This is a genomic window from uncultured Sphingopyxis sp., from assembly GCF_900078365.1.
In the GTDB taxonomy this organism is placed as follows: domain Bacteria; phylum Pseudomonadota; class Alphaproteobacteria; order Sphingomonadales; family Sphingomonadaceae; genus Sphingopyxis.
This window is the reverse complement of the sequence record NZ_LT598653.1, coordinates 2,359,046-2,375,510: the sequence shown is the minus strand read 5'-3', so window position 1 is coordinate 2,375,510 and position 16,465 is coordinate 2,359,046. Positions and strand designations below refer to the sequence as shown.

19 protein-coding genes, 1 tRNA gene and 1 other RNA gene are annotated in these 16,465 nt (G+C 65.3%); 13 read left to right on the top strand and 8 right to left on the bottom strand.

The genetic code is table 11. From position 1 onward, the window contains the following. Positions 1-55: 55 nt before the first annotated feature. A complete protein-coding gene (rpsD, locus tag QZL87_RS10955; RefSeq protein ID WP_037557879.1) occupies positions 56-667 on the bottom strand; it encodes a 30S ribosomal protein S4 in 612 nt (203 codons plus the stop codon). 202 nt (positions 668-869) lie between these two features. On the opposite strand from rpsD, the gene QZL87_RS10950 reads away from it, so the two are divergent. Further along, on the top strand, positions 870-1,199 hold the full coding sequence (locus tag QZL87_RS10950; protein WP_295319232.1) for a chorismate mutase: 330 nt from the start codon (positions 870-872) through the stop codon (positions 1,197-1,199). Between the two features lie 2 nt (positions 1,200-1,201). Here QZL87_RS10950 and QZL87_RS10945 read toward each other — a convergent pair whose 3' ends face one another. From QZL87_RS10945 to rpiB, 6 genes are all read right to left on the bottom strand, one after another. Further along, the gene (locus QZL87_RS10945; RefSeq protein ID WP_295319230.1) at positions 1,202-1,426 is read right to left on the bottom strand and encodes a hypothetical protein; all 225 of its coding nucleotides are present in this window, start codon (positions 1,424-1,426) and stop codon (positions 1,202-1,204) included. Positions 1,427-1,495: 69 nt separating this feature from the next. Further along, the gene (locus QZL87_RS10940; RefSeq protein WP_295319227.1) at positions 1,496-2,581 is read right to left on the bottom strand and encodes a TrmH family RNA methyltransferase; all 1,086 of its coding nucleotides are present in this window, start codon (positions 2,579-2,581) and stop codon (positions 1,496-1,498) included. Between the two features lie 83 nt (positions 2,582-2,664). Then, a complete protein-coding gene (gene nrdR / locus QZL87_RS10935; RefSeq protein ID WP_295319225.1) occupies positions 2,665-3,135 on the bottom strand; it encodes a transcriptional regulator NrdR in 471 nt (156 codons plus the stop codon). Positions 3,136-3,139: 4 nt separating this feature from the next. Beyond that, positions 3,140-3,358, bottom strand: a complete 219-nt coding sequence (locus tag QZL87_RS10930; RefSeq protein ID WP_295319223.1) for a hypothetical protein — start codon at positions 3,356-3,358, stop codon at positions 3,140-3,142. Positions 3,359-3,362: 4 nt separating this feature from the next. After that, positions 3,363-4,670 (bottom strand): serine hydroxymethyltransferase, encoded by a 1,308-nt coding sequence (gene glyA / locus QZL87_RS10925; RefSeq protein WP_295319222.1) that lies wholly within the window; start codon positions 4,668-4,670, stop codon positions 3,363-3,365. After that, positions 4,667-5,119, bottom strand: coding sequence for a ribose 5-phosphate isomerase B (rpiB, locus tag QZL87_RS10920; RefSeq protein ID WP_295319220.1), 453 nt, complete (start codon positions 5,117-5,119; stop codon positions 4,667-4,669). The genes glyA and rpiB overlap by 4 nt, the downstream gene beginning before the upstream one ends. 112 nt (positions 5,120-5,231) lie before the next feature. Here rpiB and QZL87_RS10915 point away from each other — a divergent pair, with 112 nt between their 5' ends. Next, a complete protein-coding gene (locus tag QZL87_RS10915) occupies positions 5,232-5,396 on the top strand; it encodes a hypothetical protein (protein ID WP_295319218.1) in 165 nt (54 codons plus the stop codon). 148 nt (positions 5,397-5,544) lie between these two features. Here the strand turns inward: QZL87_RS10915 and QZL87_RS10910 are convergent, their stop codons facing one another. Next, positions 5,545-6,201, bottom strand: a complete 657-nt coding sequence (locus tag QZL87_RS10910; RefSeq protein WP_011541103.1) for an alpha/beta hydrolase — start codon at positions 6,199-6,201, stop codon at positions 5,545-5,547. 250 nt (positions 6,202-6,451) lie between these two features. On the opposite strand from QZL87_RS10910, the gene QZL87_RS10905 reads away from it, so the two are divergent. From QZL87_RS10905 to QZL87_RS10855, 11 genes are all read left to right on the top strand, one after another. After that, the gene (locus tag QZL87_RS10905; protein ID WP_295319217.1) at positions 6,452-7,543 is read left to right on the top strand and encodes an aminotransferase class V-fold PLP-dependent enzyme; all 1,092 of its coding nucleotides are present in this window, start codon (positions 6,452-6,454) and stop codon (positions 7,541-7,543) included. After that, complete coding sequence (locus QZL87_RS10900) at positions 7,540-7,878, top strand: 2Fe-2S iron-sulfur cluster-binding protein (RefSeq protein WP_295326848.1); 339 nt, start codon at positions 7,540-7,542, stop codon at positions 7,876-7,878. The genes QZL87_RS10905 and QZL87_RS10900 overlap by 4 nt, the downstream gene beginning before the upstream one ends. Positions 7,879-8,141: 263 nt before the next feature. After that, an RNA gene (gene ffs / locus QZL87_RS10895) (signal recognition particle sRNA small type) lies at positions 8,142-8,239 on the top strand. Positions 8,240-8,435: 196 nt separating this feature from the next. After that, positions 8,436-10,100: a DNA polymerase III subunit gamma/tau gene (locus QZL87_RS10890; RefSeq protein ID WP_295326846.1), complete on the top strand. Its 1,665-nt coding sequence runs from the start codon at positions 8,436-8,438 to the stop codon at positions 10,098-10,100. After that, positions 10,097-10,432, top strand: coding sequence for a YbaB/EbfC family nucleoid-associated protein (locus QZL87_RS10885; protein WP_058803723.1), 336 nt, complete (start codon positions 10,097-10,099; stop codon positions 10,430-10,432). Before QZL87_RS10890 ends, QZL87_RS10885 begins: the two co-directional genes overlap by 4 nt. A gap of 211 nt (positions 10,433-10,643) precedes the next feature. Then, entirely contained in the window at positions 10,644-13,040 is a 2,397-nt protein-coding gene (gene lon, locus QZL87_RS10880; protein WP_295319213.1) for an endopeptidase La, read from the top strand. A gap of 168 nt (positions 13,041-13,208) precedes the next feature. After that, positions 13,209-13,481, top strand: coding sequence for an HU family DNA-binding protein (locus QZL87_RS10875; RefSeq protein ID WP_037510426.1), 273 nt, complete (start codon positions 13,209-13,211; stop codon positions 13,479-13,481). Positions 13,482-13,664: 183 nt separating this feature from the next. Then, a tRNA-Val gene (locus tag QZL87_RS10870) sits at positions 13,665-13,739 on the top strand. An 87-nt stretch (positions 13,740-13,826) separates the two neighbouring features. Continuing rightward, positions 13,827-14,135: a hypothetical protein gene (locus QZL87_RS10865; protein WP_295319210.1), complete on the top strand. Its 309-nt coding sequence runs from the start codon at positions 13,827-13,829 to the stop codon at positions 14,133-14,135. A gap of 117 nt (positions 14,136-14,252) precedes the next feature. Beyond that, positions 14,253-14,918 (top strand): response regulator transcription factor, encoded by a 666-nt coding sequence (locus QZL87_RS10860; protein ID WP_295319209.1) that lies wholly within the window; start codon positions 14,253-14,255, stop codon positions 14,916-14,918. Positions 14,919-15,135: 217 nt separating this feature from the next. Further along, positions 15,136-16,440, top strand: a complete 1,305-nt coding sequence (locus QZL87_RS10855) for a HAMP domain-containing sensor histidine kinase (protein ID WP_362989336.1) — start codon at positions 15,136-15,138, stop codon at positions 16,438-16,440. Positions 16,441-16,465: the final 25 nt, after the last annotated feature.

Genomic DNA, 16,465 nt, shown 5'->3' with positions numbered 1-16,465 from the left:
GAAAAGGGGCGGCCCGTTCCCGGACCGCCCCCTGCAATTCGCAATCGCAACCCGATCAGCGCGAATAGAATTCGACGACCAGGTTCGGTTCCATCTTCACCGGATAGGGCACTTCGTCGAGCGTCGGGACGCGGACGAAGGTCGCCTTGGTGCCGTCGATGGCGAGATATTCGGGCAGGTCGCGCTCGGGCAGGCTCTGCGCTTCGGCGACCAGCGCCATTTCCTGCGCCTTCTTGCCGAGGGTGACTTCGTCGCCCGGCTTCACGAGGCGGCTCGCGATGTTGCACTTCACGCCATTTACATAGACGTGGCCGTGGCTGACGAGCTGGCGCGCCGAGAAGATGGTCGGCGTGAACTTCGAACGATAGACGACGGCGTCGAGGCGGCGTTCGAGCAGGCCGATCAGGTTCTGGCCGGTGTCGCCCTTCATGCGCGAGGCTTCGAAATAATTCTTCTTGAACTGCTTTTCGGTGATGTCGCCGTAATAGCCCTTCAGCTTCTGCTTCGCGCGGAGCTGGATGCCGAAGTCCGACATCTTGCCCTTGCGGCGCTGGCCGTGCTGGCCGGGGCCATATTCGCGGCGGTTGACCGGGCTCTTCGGGCGACCCCAGATGTTTTCACCCATCCGGCGGTCGAGTTTATACTTGGCGCTCTGGCGCTTCGACATTGTCGTCTCCAATTTGCTCTTGTGCCGAAGGATTTCGGCTCGTTCCCGGGTCGCACCATATGGAAGGCTTCCATATGCGACCGCCGCTTCACCGGGGTGCGGGGTCCATTGCGAAGGCGCGCGGTTAGACGGGGAGGGCGGCAAAGTCAAGCGGCAAGCCCGCCGCTCGACAGCGGCGAAAAAGCCGCTAAAGGCAACGCGCATGACGTCCGCCAAACTTCCCGAACCCAAACGTCCCGAACAGTGCGAAACCATGACCGAAGTCCGTGCCGGCGTCGACGAGGTCGACCGCCAGCTGGTCGCGCTGCTCGTCCGCCGCTTCGGCTATATGGACGCCGCCGCGCGGATCAAGACCGACCGCCGCACGGTTCGCGACGACGCGCGCAAGGCCCAGGTGCTCGACAATGTCGCGCGCGCGGCCGAAGCCGCCGGGCTGGAGCCCGCGCGGCTGCGGGCGGTGTGGAACGAACTGGTCGAACAGTCGATCGCCTATGAGGCAATCCAGTGGGATTGCCTGCGCGCCAACGGCTGATTTCAGTTGGCGGCGCCGGCGGACGGTGCGTCGCTTGCAGCTTGTTCCGCTTCCGCCTTGGGTTTCGCGGGCTCGGTGACAGTCCGGCAAACCCGCTTCGGCACGGTGCTGCCGGTAACTTCGATCTTTTCACAAATCTTTTTGGTTTTTACCGGTTTCGCCGGAGCGGCATCGGTCGCGCTGGTGGAGGTCGCCGCCAAGGCAAGGGAAAGTAATGCGGAAATCATAAGGTTATTCGCTCTCCCAAAAGGAGCGGGCCTTCTAGGGGCGTGATGCGCCTTTGTCGAGATCGATACTCAACGTGATCTTGGCGTCCGGCCAAGCGCCGTAATAATGCCGTGCATCATGCGGATGTCATTATACGACCAGCCCGTCTTGGTCAGTGCGGTGCGCAAGGTCCGCAGTGTCATTTCACGCCGTTCGGGCGGAAAGAAATAACCGCTCTTGTCGAGGTCGCGGACCAGGTGCTGGGTGAATTCTTCGAGCACGCCATGTTCCGCCGGGGGATCCAGCGGCACTTCGGGCGGGCTCGCCAGCGCGACGCCCTTGGACCATTCATAGGCTAGCAGGATCACCGCCTGCGCAAGGTTCAGTGAAGCAAATTCGGGGTTGATCGGAACGGTGACAATCTTGTGCGCCAGCGTCACGTCGTCGGTTTCGAGCCCTGAGCGTTCGGGCCCGAAGACATAGGCCGCGCGCCCCGCGCTGGCGTGGACCTCGCGCGCCGCGGCTTCGGGAGTGAGCACGGGCTTGGTCACGCCCCGCTTGCGCACGGTGGTGGCATAGATGGCCGTGCAATCGGCGACCGCGTCAGCGAGCGTATCGAAAACCCGGGCCTCGGCCAGCACATCGTCCGCGCCCGACGCCGCCGGGCCCGCATCGGGGTTCGGCCAGCCATCGCGCGGGGCGACGAGACGCAGTTCGGTGAGACCGAAATTGAGCATCGCGCGCGCCGCCTTGCCGATGTTCTCACCAAGCTGCGGACGAACGAGGACGATGACGGGGGGCGGTGCGGCCCGCGTTTCGGCGCTCTCCTCTTCCCGTATCCCCGAGCGAAGACGAGGGGCTCCGCCGAGCGAAGTCGAGGCGCGGGCTCGGCGCTCGGCCGGCGGAACGGACGCACGTTTCAACCGGTCCCAGTCCCTCGCTATCAGGGCTTCCTTTTTGGTGCGCGACCAATTTTTGATCTTGAGCTCGGCCGCCTTGGCTTCTTCGCGGGTGTCGAACGCTTCGGCCCAGACGAGTTCGATGGACCGGCGCGTCGATGTATAGCCACCCAGAACGCCTTCTTGATGTTGATAGACGCGCTTGTCCAGATCGTCGGTATGGCCGGTGTAATAGCTGCGGTCGGCGCAGTGCAGAAGATAAACCCAAAAAGTCATATGTCGCTTGCCCGCGCGTTTCTCGCTTCGCTCGAAATGGCCCCTCGTCTTCGCTCGGGGATACGGCTTCTAATTTGCCTTGCTCACGACCCGTTCTTGTGCGCCGCCTCGGTGATCGTCGAGGCGAACTCCTCGAAATCCTTGGCTTCGGTGAAGTCGCGATAGACGCTGGCGAAGCGGATATAGGCGACATTGTCGAAACCCTTGAGCGCCTCCATCACCATCGCGCCGATCTGTGCGGCATGCACTTCGCTCTCGCCCGAGGTTTCGAGCTGGCGCTGGATGCCCGACACCAGCCGTTCGATGCGCGCGCCGTCGATCGGGCGCTTGCGGCACGCGATCTGGACGCTGCGCATCAATTTCTCGCGGTCGAAGGGCTCGCGCGTCCCGCCGGTCTTGAGCACCGCGACCTCGCGCAGCTGAATGCGCTCGAAGGTCGTGAAGCGCGCGCCGCAATCCTCGCACTGGCGGCGGCGGCGGATCGCCGCGCCGTCCTCGGTCGGACGGCTGTCCTTCACCTGGCTGTCTTCATGTCCGCAATAGGGGCAGCGCATAGGCTTAGCGTTTCACCCGCGTATAAAGTGCAATGGCAGCGCCCGTGAACAGACCGACCGGCCAGGTGACGACGGGGAGCACCGCGCCCGCGATCGCACCGACGACCCCGCCGGTCAGCACGGGGCGCGTCGAGGGATGGTCGATCCCCTGCTTTCCCATCGCCTTGACCTCTTCGATCGTCAGTTCGACCAGCGTCGGCTCCTCGGGGTGCTGGCGCGCCATCGCCTTATCCCTGATAGATGGGGAAGCGTTCGCACAGCGCGCGGACGCGGCCGCGGACCTCCGCCTCGACATCGGCGTCGCCATGCTCGCCCTTGTCGCGCAGCGCCTCGAGCACGTCGGCGACCATGTCGCCGATTTCTTCGAACTCGGCGATGCCGAAGCCGCGCGTCGTGCCCGCAGGCGATCCGACGCGGATGCCGCTGGTCTTGACCGGCGGCAGCGGGTCGAAGGGAATGCCGTTCTTGTTGCAGGTGATCGCGCTGCGCTCGAGCGCCTCGTCGGCGTCGCGGCCGGTGATGCCGAGCGGGCGCAGGTCGATCAGCGCGAGGTGCGTGTCGGTGCCGCCCGCGACGACGTCGGCGCCGCGCGCCTTCAGCCGGTTCGCGAGCGCCTGCGCATTGGCGATCGTCGCCTTCGCATAGGTTTTGAATTCGGGGCGCAGCGCCTCGCCGAACGCGACCGCTTTGGCGGCGATGACGTGCATCAGCGGGCCACCCTGCAGCCCGGGGAAGACCGCCGAGTTGATGCGCTTGGCGATCGCTTCGTCATTGGTGAGGATCATGCCGCCGCGCGGGCCGCGCAGCGTCTTGTGCGTCGTCGTCGTGACGACATGCGCATGTTCCATCGGCGAGGGGTGCGCGCCGCCCGCAACGAGACCGGCGAAATGCGCCATGTCGACCATCAACAGCGCGCCGACATCGTCGGCGATGGCGCGGAAGCGCGCGAAGTCGAGCGTGCGCGGATAGGCCGAGCCGCCCGCGATGATCAGCGAGGGGCGATGTTCCTTCGCCAGCGCCTCGACCTGGTCGAAATCGACGAGATGGTCGTCGGGGCGCACGCCATATTGCACGGCATTATACCATTTGCCTGACATGGCGGGCGGCGCGCCATGGGTCAGGTGGCCGCCGGCGTCGAGGCTCATGCCCATGATCGTCGCGCCGGGCTTGGTCAGCGCGAGCATCACCGCGCCGTTCGCCTGCGCGCCCGAATGCGGCTGGACGTTGACGAAGCCGGCGTCGAACAGCTGCTTCGCACGGTCGATCGCGAGGGTTTCGACCTCGTCCGACGGCGCGCAGCCCTGATAATAGCGACGGCCCGGATAGCCTTCGGCATATTTGTTGGTGAAGACCGACCCCTGCGCTTCGAGCACCGCTTTCGAAACGATATTCTCCGACGCGATCAGTTCGATCTGATATTGCTCGCGTTCGAGTTCATGTTTCATTGCCGCAGCAACCGCGGGGTCGACGGTGCCGACGCCGTCGGTGAAATAGCCGGCCGATTTGATGGGCTTGTCGAGCGTGTCTGTGGTCATCGGCTGGTCTCCAGTTGGGGCGGATTGGACAATTTGTCGACGCGGCGCGCGTGGCGGTCGCCGGCGAAATCGGTGGAAAGGAAGGCGTCGAGGCAGGCTTTCGCCATGTCGATGCCGGTCAGGCGCGCGCCCATCGCCATGACGTTCGCGTCATTATGCTCGCGCGCGAGTTTCGCCGACAGCGGCTCGGACACGAGCGCGCAGCGTGCGGCGGGGTTGCGGTTGACCGAAATCGAAATGCCGATCCCCGAACCGCAGAGCGCGACCCCGCGTTCCGCGCGGCCATCGGCGATCGCGGCGCCAAGCCGGTAGCCATAGTCGGGATAATCGACGCTTTCGGGGCCATTGGTGCCCAGGTCCTCGACCTCATGTCCTTTTTCGCGCAGCCAGTCGGCAAGCAGGGCTTTGAGTTCGTAAGCGGCGTGGTCGGAGGCGATGGCGATGCGCATGATGCGGCTCCCGCGGGGCATAAGGGAATCGATGAGCGCCCTTTAGGGGAAGGCGCGGGACTTTGCCATAAGCGAGGTGGCAAATTTGTGACGGCGCCGGTAAGGCCGCGCCATGTCCGACGCGATTATGTCCATCCTGATGCTGACCGGCGTGCTGCTGACCGGCGGCGCGATCCTCGTCTTTCGAGGGGGCGACCGCCGCCGCGCGCTGCTGATGCTGATCGCCGCGCTGGTGATGTTCGCCAATGTCGCCGTGTGGCTGGTGCCGGTGAAATAGAAGAAAATTCCTCCCTGCCGCGAAGCGGTGGGGAGGGGGACCGCCGCAAAGCGGCGGTGGAGGGGCTGAAACGTCGCGTCATAAGCCCCTCCGTCAGCGCTTCGCGCTGCCACCTCCCCATGGCTTCGCCACAGGGAGGAGCTTGTTATCAGCGGATCGGCGAATCGGGGGCGAGCCGCATATCGAGGTAATTATCGAGCGACTTCATCAGCTGATCGAGCTCATGCTCGAAGAAATGGTTCGCGCGCGGGATCTCGTCGTGATGGATCGTGATGCCCTTTTGCGTGCGCAGCTTGTCGACCAGCTTCTGCACCGCGCTCGGCGGCACGATCTCGTCCTGCCCGCCCGCGACGATGATGCCCGACGAGGGGCAGGGGGCGAGGAAGCTGAAGTCGTACATGTTCGCCGGCGGCGCGACCGACAGGAAGCCGCGGATTTCGGGGCGGCGCATCAAAAGCTGCATGCCGATCCACGCGCCGAAGCTGAAACCCGCGACCCAGGTGGTCTGCGCCTCGGGGTGGATCGACTGGACCCAGTCGAGCGCCGAAGCGGCGTCGGAGAGTTCGCCGATGCCATTGTCGAACGTGCCCTGGCTGCGGCCGACGCCGCGGAAGTTGAAGCGCAGCACCGCGAAGCCGCGCGCGACGAAGCTCTTGTACATCGCCTGCGTGATGCGGTCGTTCATCGTGCCGCCGCCCTGCGGGTGCGGGTGGAGGATCAGCGCGACCGGTGCGCGCGGGCGCGGCGGGGGCGAGAAGCGGCCTTCGATGCGGCCCTCGGGGCCGGGGAAAATGACGTCGGGCATGGGCGCACCTTCTATATGTCTTGGGCTTGCCAGTGATTCGCCGAGGGGCGGGGTGGCGGAGCGGGATTGGCGCCTATATAGAAAATAGGTCTCAACATGCAACTTTTGCGAATCGTTCTCAATAAGAGTTGGGAGGCGTCCATTTTCGCCGTTCGCATCTAGCGAAGTCGAGATGCCTATCGGTTGTACGCGCCTTAAAGGTGTCTCGACTTCGCTCGACACGAACGGGATTAGAGGGCAGATGCGCCCCATGATTTACCTCGATTACCAAGCCACGACGCCGCTCGCTCCGGAAGCGCGCGAGGCGATGTTGCGCTGGCTCGAAGGGCCCGGGGAGGAGGATGGTTTCGCCAACCCGTCGAGCACGCACAAGGCGGGCCGGGCTGCCGCCGCGGCGGTCGAAGTGGCGCGCGATCAGGTCGCGGCGCTGCTGCCCCCGGGCGGGCGGGTCTTCTTCACCTCGGGCGCGACCGAGGCACTCAACTGGGCGCTGCTGCGCGGCGCCGAGGCGATGCCGGGCGGCGTCGCGGGGCTCAGCATCGAACATGCCGCGTCGCTCCAGTGCCTCGAGCGGCTGAATGCCGCGATCCTGCCGGTCGATGGCGAGGGGCTGGCCTTGCCGCCCGGCGACGCACTGATCCCCGAGAACGGCATTGTCGCGACGATGCTGGTGAACAACGAGGTGGGGACGATCCAGCCCGTCGTCGACTTCGCCGCTGCCGCCCATGCCAGGAACAGCCTGCTGCTCTGCGACGCGGTGCAGGGCTATGGCCGCGTCGCGATTCCCGACGGGCCCGACCTCATTACGATCTCCGCACACAAGATTCACGGGCCGAAGGGCATCGGTGCGCTGTGGGTCAGGGACGGCGTCGACCTGCCGCCGCTGATGTTCGGCGGCGCGCAGGAGCAGGGGATGCGCTCGGGCACCGTTTCGCCGGCGCTGTGCGCGGGTTTCGGCGCCGCCGCCGCGCTCGCCGCCGAACGCTTCGACAAGGACGCCGAGCATGTCGAACGGCTCTGGTCGCTTGCGCGCGACCTGCTCCCCGAATGGACGCTCAACGGCGCCGAAAGCCCACGCTACCATGGCAATCTCAACGTCCGGCGCGAGGGCGTGAACGGCCTGCGCCTGATGTCCGACGCGCGCGACGTCGCCTTTTCGCTCGGCAGTGCGTGCGGCAGCGGGTCGGGCAAGGTCAGCCATGTGCTGCGCGCGATGGGCGTCAGCGAAGCCGACGCGCGCGCCTCGATCCGCCTCGGCTGGGGGCGCTATACGAGCGAGCAGGAGTTGCGCGATGGCCTCTCCGCCATCAGGGCCGCCGCGCGCCTGCAGGGCGTGAACTGATGCGCGTCACCTTCATCCACGCCGACGGCAAGGGGCGCACCGAGGCCGAAGCCGAGCCGGGCTCGATCCTGCTCGACGTCGCGCAGGCGCATCTGATGCCGCTCGAAGGGACGTGCGAGGGCCAGATGGCCTGCTCGACCTGCCATGTCATCGTGGCGAAAGAGGATTTCGACCGCCTGCCGCCCGCGAGCGAGATGGAAGAGGATATGCTCGACCTCGCCGCCGGAGTGCGCCGCACCAGCCGCCTGTCGTGCCAGATCGTCCTGACCGACGATCTCGACGGGCTGACCGTCCATATCCCGGCCGAAAGCCGCAATATGCAGGGGCCGCGGTGACGGTTTTTGGCCGGGGGCGGACGTTGAGAGAAGAAAGCCCCTGCCCTTCAGGGGAGGGGTTGGGGTGGGGGCCATCGGCCTTGCGCGAGGTCGATGGCCCCCACCCCACTGCGACTAGGCAGCAAGCTGCCAAGTCTTCGTTGCCCCTCCCCTGAAGGGGAGGGGCTTGATGGAACCTAACGTCAGCTCCCCACCCCAAACCTGACATAGTACGGCTTAATGCGACCGATCTTGCAATTCTCCGCCGCCGCCGCCATATGCGCGGCGGGAGTCGGGCGGACGCAGTCTTCGCCAACCCGGTCAGGTCCGGAAGGAAGCAGCCGCAACGAATTCGCTGCGGGTCGTTCCGGCTCCCACCTCCAGACTATCGTCAGACTTCATCATCACCCCGGACTTGATCCGGGGTCCCGCTTTTCACCGTCGCTGAGCGGGACCCCGGATCAAGTCCGGGGTGACGCGGTTTGATCTACCCTTATTCCCCTTCGACAAGCGCTCCGGCCGCCCCTAAGACAGACCCCATGAGCGATTCCGCCGACGACGAAACTCCGATGCTGGGAATGGACCTGCCCGAGACGGCGCCGCAGCCGTCGTCGGGCCCCTACCGCGTCCTTGCCCGCAAATATCGCCCGCAGACCTTTGCCGAACTGATCGGGCAGGACGCGATGGTGCGCACGCTCGGCAACGCGATCGCGCGCGACCGGCTGGCGCATGCCTTTCTGATGACCGGGGTGCGCGGGGTCGGCAAGACGTCGACCGCGCGCCTGATCGCGAAGGCCTTGAACTGCATCGGCCCCGACGGGCAGGGTGGGCCGACCATCGACCCGTGTGGCGTGTGCGAGCCGTGCCGCGCGATCACCGAAGGGCGCCATATCGACGTGATCGAGATGGACGCCGCGTCGAACACCGGCGTCGACGATGTGCGCGAGATCATCGAGGCAGTGCGCTACGCCGCGGTCTCGGCGCGCTACAAGATCTATATCATCGACGAAGTGCATATGTTGTCGCGCAACGCGTTCAACGCGCTGCTGAAAACACTCGAAGAACCGCCGCCGCACGTCAAATTCCTGTTCGCGACGACCGAGGTCAACAAGGTGCCGGTGACGGTGCTGTCGCGCTGTCAGCGGTTCGACCTCCGCCGCATCACGCCCGACATGCTGTTCGCGCATTTCAGCGCGATTTTGCAGAAGGAGGGCGTCGAGGCCGAGGCGCCGGCGATCTGGCTGATCGCCAATGCCGCCGAGGGTTCGGTGCGCGATGGCCTGTCGATCCTCGATCAGGCGATCGCGCACGCCGACCTCGACGGTGGCGGCAAGATCGGCGCCGATCAGGTGCGCATCATGCTCGGCCTGTCGGACCGCACCTCGATCGCGCAGTTGATGGCGGCGATCCTCGACGGCGATGCGGGCGGGGCAATCGACCTCGCGCGCGGGCAATATGCGCTCGGGATCGAGCCTGTCGCGATGGTGCGCGGGCTGATGGACCTGACGCACGCGATCACGCTCGCCAAAGTGTCGCGCCACGACGATCCCGCGCTTGCTGCATCGGACCGCGAACGCATCGGCGATTGGGCGCAAAAGCTTGGTTTCGCGCCGCTCAACCGCCTCTGGCAGTTGCTACTCAAGGGGCATGAAGAGGTGCTCCGCGCGAATAATCCGCTCGAGCATCTCGAAATGCTGCTGCTGCGCGTGATCTACGCCGCGTCGCTGCCCGATCCGGGCGAGCTTGCGAAGCTGCTCGAAAAGGGTGGCGTCCCGGCGACGCCGATGGTCGCGCCGGCCGCACCCGCGGGGCAAGGCGATACCGTCGCGGCGGCGCCCATCGATGCGCCCGCAGCCGAAGCCCCGGCTTCGGCGCTGACCATCGCGCAGATCCACCAGCTTCTCGAAGGCACGGGAAATCATCAGCTTGCCTTGCAAGTCTACGATCATCTCGAGATTCTCGAACTTGAACCGGGCTTGATCGTCCATGCGCCTGCGCCCGCGCTCGACGGTGATTTCGCGCGTAAGCTCGGCGAGGCGCTGCTCAAGGAGACGGGAAGCCGCTGGCAGGTTCGCGTCGGTGAAGGCGATGCGCGCCCGAGTCTCGGGCAGATGAAGGCGGCGAAGCTCGCCGACAATGACGCGCGGATTCGCGAACTGCCCGTTGTGAAGGCCGCTCTGGCCGCTTTCCCCGATGCGAGGCTTGTCGAAGGCGACGACAATCGCCATAGGTCGCACCCATGAAATCGATCGAAGAAATGATGAAGGCGGCGCAGGAAGCGGCCGCGACCGTGCAGGCGCAGATGCAGGAGGCGCAGGCGAAGCTCGACAGCGTCGAGGTCGAAGGTGTCTCGGGCGGAGGCCTCGTCAAGATCACCGCGACCGCAAAGGGGCGGATCAAGGCGATCCACATCGACGACAGCCTGATCGTGCCCGCCGACAAGCAGATGCTTGAGGATTTGCTCGCCGCCGCGTTCAACGACGCGCGCGAAAAGGCCGACGCCGCGAGCAACGAGGAAATGGGCAAGATGACGAGCGGCCTGCCGCTGCCGCCGGGGTTCAAGCTGCCGTTTTGACCAACCGTCGCCCCCGCGAAGGCGGGGCCGCCGTCGTTTTACGCTGCGGCGCAGTATCGGGCCGCTAGCGGCCCCCGCCTTCGCGGGGGCGATGTTATTCTTCCTGTTCAGCACTGCGTCATTGAACCGCTGGCAAGTTACGCCATATTAGCGACGAACCACCTATAAGAAGGGCGGTGCGCCCGGTCGCGGGGCCCGTCCAGGAGCCGTAATGACGCAATCTTATCCCCTTCTTCCGCTGCGTGACATCGTCGTTTTCCCGCACATGATCGTGCCGCTGTTCGTCGGCCGCGACCGTTCGGTCGCCGCGCTCGAAGCGGCGATGGAATCCGACAAGGAAATCTTCCTCGTCGCCCAGCTCGATCCCGGCGAGGACGACCCGCAGCGCGACGACCTTTACGACACCGGCGTGATCGCCACCGTGTTGCAGCTTCTGAAGCTTCCCGACGGCACCGTCCGTGTGCTCGTCGAGGGCAAGGAGCGTGCGAAGCTGCTCGGCCTCGCAGACGAGGACAAGGCGGTGATGGCGAGCGTCAAGCCGATCGCCGACACCGCCGACGACAGTGTCGATACCGCCGCGCTGATGCGTTCGGTCGTCGATCAGTTCGAAAATTACGCCAAGCTCAACAAGAAGATGCCCGCCGAAACCGCGGTCCAGCTGTCGCAGATCGACGACGCCTCGCGCCTCGCCGATTCGGTTGCGGGGAATCTCAACATCAAGGTTTCCGACAAGCAGGCCTTGCTCGTCGAGGATGCGCCGTCGAAGCGGCTCGAAATGGTCTTCGCCTTCATGGAGGGCGAGCTGGGTGTGTTGCAGGTCGAAAAGAAGATTCGCGGCCGCGTGAAGCGCCAGATGGAAAAGAGCCAGCGCGAATATTATCTCAACGAGCAGTTGAAGGCGATCCAGCGCGAACTCGGCAACGACAATGGCGAGGGCGGCGACGACCTCGCCGAGCTCCAGCTCAAGATCGACAGCCTCAAAATGTCGAAGGAAGCCAAGGCGAAGGCGCAGGCCGAGCTCAAGAAGCTGCGCGCGATGGCGCCGATGTCGGCCGAAGCGACGGTCGTGCGCAACTATCTCGACACGCTGATCGGCCTGCCGTGGGGCAAGAAGTCGAAGCTCAAGAAGGATATCGCCAAGGCGCAGGCGATCCTCGACGACGACCATTATGCGCTCGAAAAGGTCAAGGACCGGATCGTCGAATATCTGGCGGTGCAGGCGCGCACCAACAAGCTGAAGGGCCCGATCCTCTGTCTCGTCGGCCCCCCGGGCGTCGGCAAGACCTCGCTCGGCCGCTCGATCGCGAAGGCGACGGGCCGCGAATTCGTGCGCCAGTCGCTGGGCGGCGTGCGCGACGAAGCCGAAATCCGCGGCCACCGCCGCACCTACATCGGCTCGCTGCCGGGCAAGATCGTGACCAACCTCAAAAAGGCGGGCACGATGAACCCGCTGTTCCTGCTCGACGAGATCGACAAGCTCGGCCAGGATTTCCGCGGGGATCCGGCGTCGGCGCTGCTCGAGGTGCTCGACCCCGAACAGAATGCGAAGTTCCAGGACCATTATCTGGAAATCGACGTCGATCTTTCGGACATCATGTTCGTGACGACGGCCAACTCGCTGAACCTGCCGCAGCCGCTGCTCGACCGCATGGAGATCATCCGGCTCGAAGGCTATACCGAGGACGAGAAGGTCGAGATCGCGAAGCGCCACCTGGTCGCCAAGCAGGTCGAGGCGCACGGGCTGAAGCCGCATGAATTCGAGCTGACCGAGGACGGTCTGCGCGACCTCATCCGCTATTACACCCGCGAGGCGGGCGTGCGCACGCTCGAACGCGAGATCGCCAAGCTTGCGCGCAAGGCGCTGCGTCGCATTCTCGAAGGCAAGACGGAAAGCGTGACGATCACGCCCGAAAACCTCTCCGACTTCTCGGGCGTGCGGAAGTACAAGCATGGCATCAGCGATCTCGAGGATCAGATCGGCGCCGTCACCGGGCTCGCATGGACCGAGGTCGGCGGCGAATTGCTGACGATCGAGGCGGTCACCGCGTCGGGCAAGGGTCAGGTGCGCACGACTGGTAAGCTCGGCGAGGTGATGACCGAGTCGGTGCAGGCGGCGCTTTCCTTCGTGAAGGCGCGCGCGCCGAGCTATGGCATCAAACCCAGCCTGTTCGCGCGCAAGGACATTCACATCCACTTGCCCGAAGGCGCGGTACCGAAGGATGGCCCGTCGGCGGGCGTCGGCATGGTCACCGCGATGATCTCGACCCTCACCGGCATCGCGGTGCGCAAGGATGTCGCGATGACCGGCGAGGTCACGCTGCGCGGCCGTGTGCTCGCGATCGGCGGGCTCAAGGAAAAGCTGCTCGCCGCGCTTCGCGGCGGCATCAAGACGGTGCTGATCCCCGAGGAGAATGAAAAGGACCTTGTTGAAATCCCGGCAAATATCACGAGCGGGCTGAAAATCATCCCGGTCAGTCACGTCGATCAGGTGCTGGCGGAAGCGCTGGTGTCGCCGGTCGTGCCGATCGAATGGACCGAGGCCGACGAGCTGGCCGCGTCGCCGCCGGTGCCGCCGGGAAGCGACCCCGAAACGGCGATTCGGCACTGACGCGTCGCTGCGCGAGGGCATTTCGTCCCGAATTCGTCGCAAAATCGGCGTTTTGGGACGTTTTTCGCCCTTTTTTGCTTTGACAAGACAGGGGCAAACATCGTTAGTGGCGCGCCATGGCTTCGGGCCATGAGAATCATTCAACCATAATGCAGGGGTTCCTTAGGCATGAACAAACAAGACCTGATCGCCGCCGTCGCCGATTCGAGCGGCCTGACCAAGGGTGATGCCAGCAAGGCCGTGGAAGCCGTCTTCGACGCGATCACGGGTTCGCTGAAGAAGGGCGGCGAAGTCCGTCTCGTCGGTTTCGGCACCTTCGCGGTCAGCAAGCGCAAGGCATCGACCGGTCGCAACCCGCGCACCGGCGAAACGATGACCATCGCGGCGTCGAACCAGCCGAAGTTCAAGGCCGGCAAGGCCCTCAAGGACGCCGTCAACTAAGTTGGCCCGCGCCTTTTGGTGAAAACATCTCGGGCCGTGGCGCAAGCTGCGGCCCGATTTGCATGAATATCGGCCAGACGGACTCAGTGGGCGAAATTTCGGGCAAATGGGCGTTGCATTACCCGCGCCAGCGGCTATGGACATCCGGCTTTCGGACGCCGGACCATCGGTTCGCACCGGGACGGGCGCGTAGCTCAGCGGTAGAGCACACCCTTCACACGGGTGGGGTCACAGGTTCAATCCCTGTCGCGCCCACCATGGCCTCTCTGACCATGGTGGAACCCATATCCGGGCTGACTCGCCCATTCATCGCCTATTCAATGCTTTCGCGTTAGAGAAACGGCCATGACCCGCACCCTGACCCTTTCGCTGATTTCCGCGCTGCTCCTGTCGGCAGGCGCGCCCGCGGCCGCGCGCGGCAATCGCGACCAGGACAATCTGCGCCAGGCGGCGGCACAGGGCCAGGTGGTTCCGCTGGGCAAGCTGGTCGCCGATATTCGTTCGCGGCCGCCCTATAACGACATGACCTATCTTGGCGGACCGCAGTTCGACGCGGGGCGGATGCTCTACAAGCTGAAGTTCATGGACGGCAGCCAGGTCGTCGTCGTCTATGTCGATGCCCGAACCGGCCGGATCGTCGGCCGCAAACCCTGACAATTCCAAAGGACCGTTCGTTTCGCCGCAACGAGATTTTGCGATGAACGTTCGGACTTGATACACAGTCGAAACATGCGGCCGCCCTGTTCGGTTTCGCAAAGGAAAGGCGCCTGAATGCGGATTTTGATTGTCGAGGACGAACCCACGCTGGGCCCGCAGCTCAAGGCGACGCTGGAAGGGGCGGGCTATGCCGTCGATCTCGCGACCGATGGCGAGGACGGGCATTTTCTGGGCTCGACCGAAACCTATGACGCGGCGATCCTCGATCTCGGGCTGCCCGAAATCGACGGGCTGACCGTGCTCGACCGCTGGCGCCGCGAAAAGCGCAATTTCCCGGTGCTCGTGCTGACCGCGCGCGACAGCTGGTCGGACAAGGTCGCCGGGCTCGATGCCGGCGCCGACGACTATCTTGCCAAGCCCTTTCAGACCGAGGAGCTGATCGCGCGGCTGCGCGCGCTGATCCGCCGCGCGTCGGGCAATGCGTCGAGCGAGCTGATCGCGGGCGACGTCCGCCTCGACACGCGCTCGGGCCGCGTCACGCTTGCCGGCGAGCCGGTGAAGCTGACCGCGCAGGAATATAAGCTGCTGTCCTACCTCCTCCATCACAAGGGCAAGGTCGTGTCGCGCACCGAGCTGATCGAGCATATCTACGATCAGGATTTCGACCGCGATTCGAACACGATCGAAGTGTTCGTCACGCGCATCCGCAAAAAACTGGGCGCCGACATCATCACGACGATCCGCGGGCTCGGCTACCAGCTCGACGATCCGCAGGGTTGAAAATGAGCGGGCTCCGTTCTCTTGCCGTCATCCCGGCGAAACCTGTCCTGAGCGTCTGCAAGGCAGGCGGAGGGGCCGGGGCCTCGCCCTATCGTCATGACGCACCGGCGAGATCCCGGCCTTCGCCGGGATGACGGAGGATGAAAAGGCGGAGGGTTTGGACCCCGCTTTGCGTCCCGCCCTGACCAGCCGCATGACCGGCTCGCTGGCGCGACGCATGATCGCGATCGCGGCCTTGTGGATTTCGGTGCTGCTGATCGGCGGCGGCTTCGCGCTCGATCAGGTGCTGAAGAACGCGATCACGCGCAATTTCGATTCAGGCCTCGAATATGTGCTGATCGCGATGATCCGCTCGTCGGAAATCGGCCCCGACGGCGAAGTGCGGCTGATCGAGCCGCTCGGCGACCAGCGTTTCCTCGAGCCCTATAGCGGCCTTTACTGGCAGATCAGCGGCGGCGGGCAGGAACCCTATCGCTCGCGCTCGCTGTGGGAGCGCACGTTGACGGCGCCGACGCCGCATATCGACAACCAGATCCACACCTATGACAGCGTCCAATTCCCCGACGAGGAATTGCGCGTGCTCGAACGCAACGTCATCCTGCCGGGGAGTGGGACCAATTGGCGGTACCAGATCGCACAGTCGCGCGAGGCGCTCGATGCGCAGGTCAGCGCGGTGCGGCAGACGCTGGTCCCCAGCCTCGCGCTGCTCGGGCTCGGCCTGATCATCCTCGCGGCGCTTCAGACCTTCTATGGCCTGTGGCCGCTGCGCCATATCCGGCGCGCGATCGCGGCGATGCGCGGCGGGCAGAACCGCCGCGTCACCGCGCCGCTGCCGCTGGAAGTGCAGCCGATGGTCGACGAACTCAACGCGCTGCTCGCGCATAACGAGAAACAGGCGGAGGAAGCGCGGCTTCATGCCGGAAATCTTGCCCATGCGCTGAAAACGCCGCTCACCGTGCTCGTCAACAGCGCGACCAGTTCGGATAGCGAACTGGCCGAGACGGTGCGGCGCGAGGCGGCGACGATGCAGCGGCAGGTCGATCATCATCTCGCCCGCGCCCGCGCCGTCGGACGCCGCGGCGCGGCGCAGGCGCGCGCGCGGGTATGGGACAGCGTCGGCAGCGTGTCGCGCGCGGTCGCCGCGCTCTACCCCGATGTGCGGCTCGACGCGGCGGGCGACAAGGAGATTATCGTGCGCGTCGAGCGGCAGGACCTCGACGAGCTCATCGGCAATCTGCTCGAAAACGCGGCCAAATATGGCGGCGGCAGCGTCTTCGTCACGATCGGGCGCGAAGGCGATATGGCCGAGATATTGATCGAGGACGACGGCGCTGGCATCTCGCCCGCCGACCGCGACCGCGTGGTCGACCGCGGCGTGCGGCTCGACAGCGGCAAGCCGGGGACCGGGCTGGGCCTGGCGATCGTGCGCGACGTCGCGGAGATCTACGGCGGCGGCATCGCGCTCGAAGAGAGTGAGGATCTGGGCGGGCTGCTGGTGCGGCTCAGGCTGCCGGCGGGCTAGAATCAGGCCGGCTTTGGGGTGAAGG

Bases quoted from the DNA above. Each gene is read 5' to 3' on its own strand.
- rpsD (WP_037557879.1), bottom strand. From the start codon at position 667: ATGTCGAAGCGCCAGAGCGCCAAGTATAAACTCGACCGCCGGATGGGT.
- QZL87_RS10950 (WP_295319232.1), top strand. From the start codon at position 870: ATGACGTCCGCCAAACTTCCCGAACCCAAACGTCCCGAACAGTGCGAA.
- QZL87_RS10945 (WP_295319230.1), bottom strand. From the start codon at position 1,426: ATGATTTCCGCATTACTTTCCCTTGCCTTGGCGGCGACCTCCACCAGC.
- QZL87_RS10940 (WP_295319227.1), bottom strand. From the start codon at position 2,581: ATGACTTTTTGGGTTTATCTTCTGCACTGCGCCGACCGCAGCTATTAC.
- nrdR (WP_295319225.1), bottom strand. From the start codon at position 3,135: ATGCGCTGCCCCTATTGCGGACATGAAGACAGCCAGGTGAAGGACAGC.
- QZL87_RS10930 (WP_295319223.1), bottom strand. From the start codon at position 3,358: ATGGCGCGCCAGCACCCCGAGGAGCCGACGCTGGTCGAACTGACGATC.
- glyA (WP_295319222.1), bottom strand. From the start codon at position 4,670: ATGACCACAGACACGCTCGACAAGCCCATCAAATCGGCCGGCTATTTC.
- rpiB (WP_295319220.1), bottom strand. From the start codon at position 5,119: ATGCGCATCGCCATCGCCTCCGACCACGCCGCTTACGAACTCAAAGCC.
- QZL87_RS10915 (WP_295319218.1), top strand. From the start codon at position 5,232: ATGTCCGACGCGATTATGTCCATCCTGATGCTGACCGGCGTGCTGCTG.
- QZL87_RS10910 (WP_011541103.1), bottom strand. From the start codon at position 6,201: ATGCCCGACGTCATTTTCCCCGGCCCCGAGGGCCGCATCGAAGGCCGC.
- QZL87_RS10905 (WP_295319217.1), top strand. From the start codon at position 6,452: ATGATTTACCTCGATTACCAAGCCACGACGCCGCTCGCTCCGGAAGCG.
- QZL87_RS10890 (WP_295326846.1), top strand. From the start codon at position 8,436: ATGGACCTGCCCGAGACGGCGCCGCAGCCGTCGTCGGGCCCCTACCGC.
- QZL87_RS10885 (WP_058803723.1), top strand. From the start codon at position 10,097: ATGAAATCGATCGAAGAAATGATGAAGGCGGCGCAGGAAGCGGCCGCG.
- lon (WP_295319213.1), top strand. From the start codon at position 10,644: ATGACGCAATCTTATCCCCTTCTTCCGCTGCGTGACATCGTCGTTTTC.
- QZL87_RS10875 (WP_037510426.1), top strand. From the start codon at position 13,209: ATGAACAAACAAGACCTGATCGCCGCCGTCGCCGATTCGAGCGGCCTG.
- QZL87_RS10865 (WP_295319210.1), top strand. From the start codon at position 13,827: ATGACCCGCACCCTGACCCTTTCGCTGATTTCCGCGCTGCTCCTGTCG.
- QZL87_RS10860 (WP_295319209.1), top strand. From the start codon at position 14,253: ATGCGGATTTTGATTGTCGAGGACGAACCCACGCTGGGCCCGCAGCTC.
- QZL87_RS10855 (WP_362989336.1), top strand. From the start codon at position 15,136: ATGATCGCGATCGCGGCCTTGTGGATTTCGGTGCTGCTGATCGGCGGC.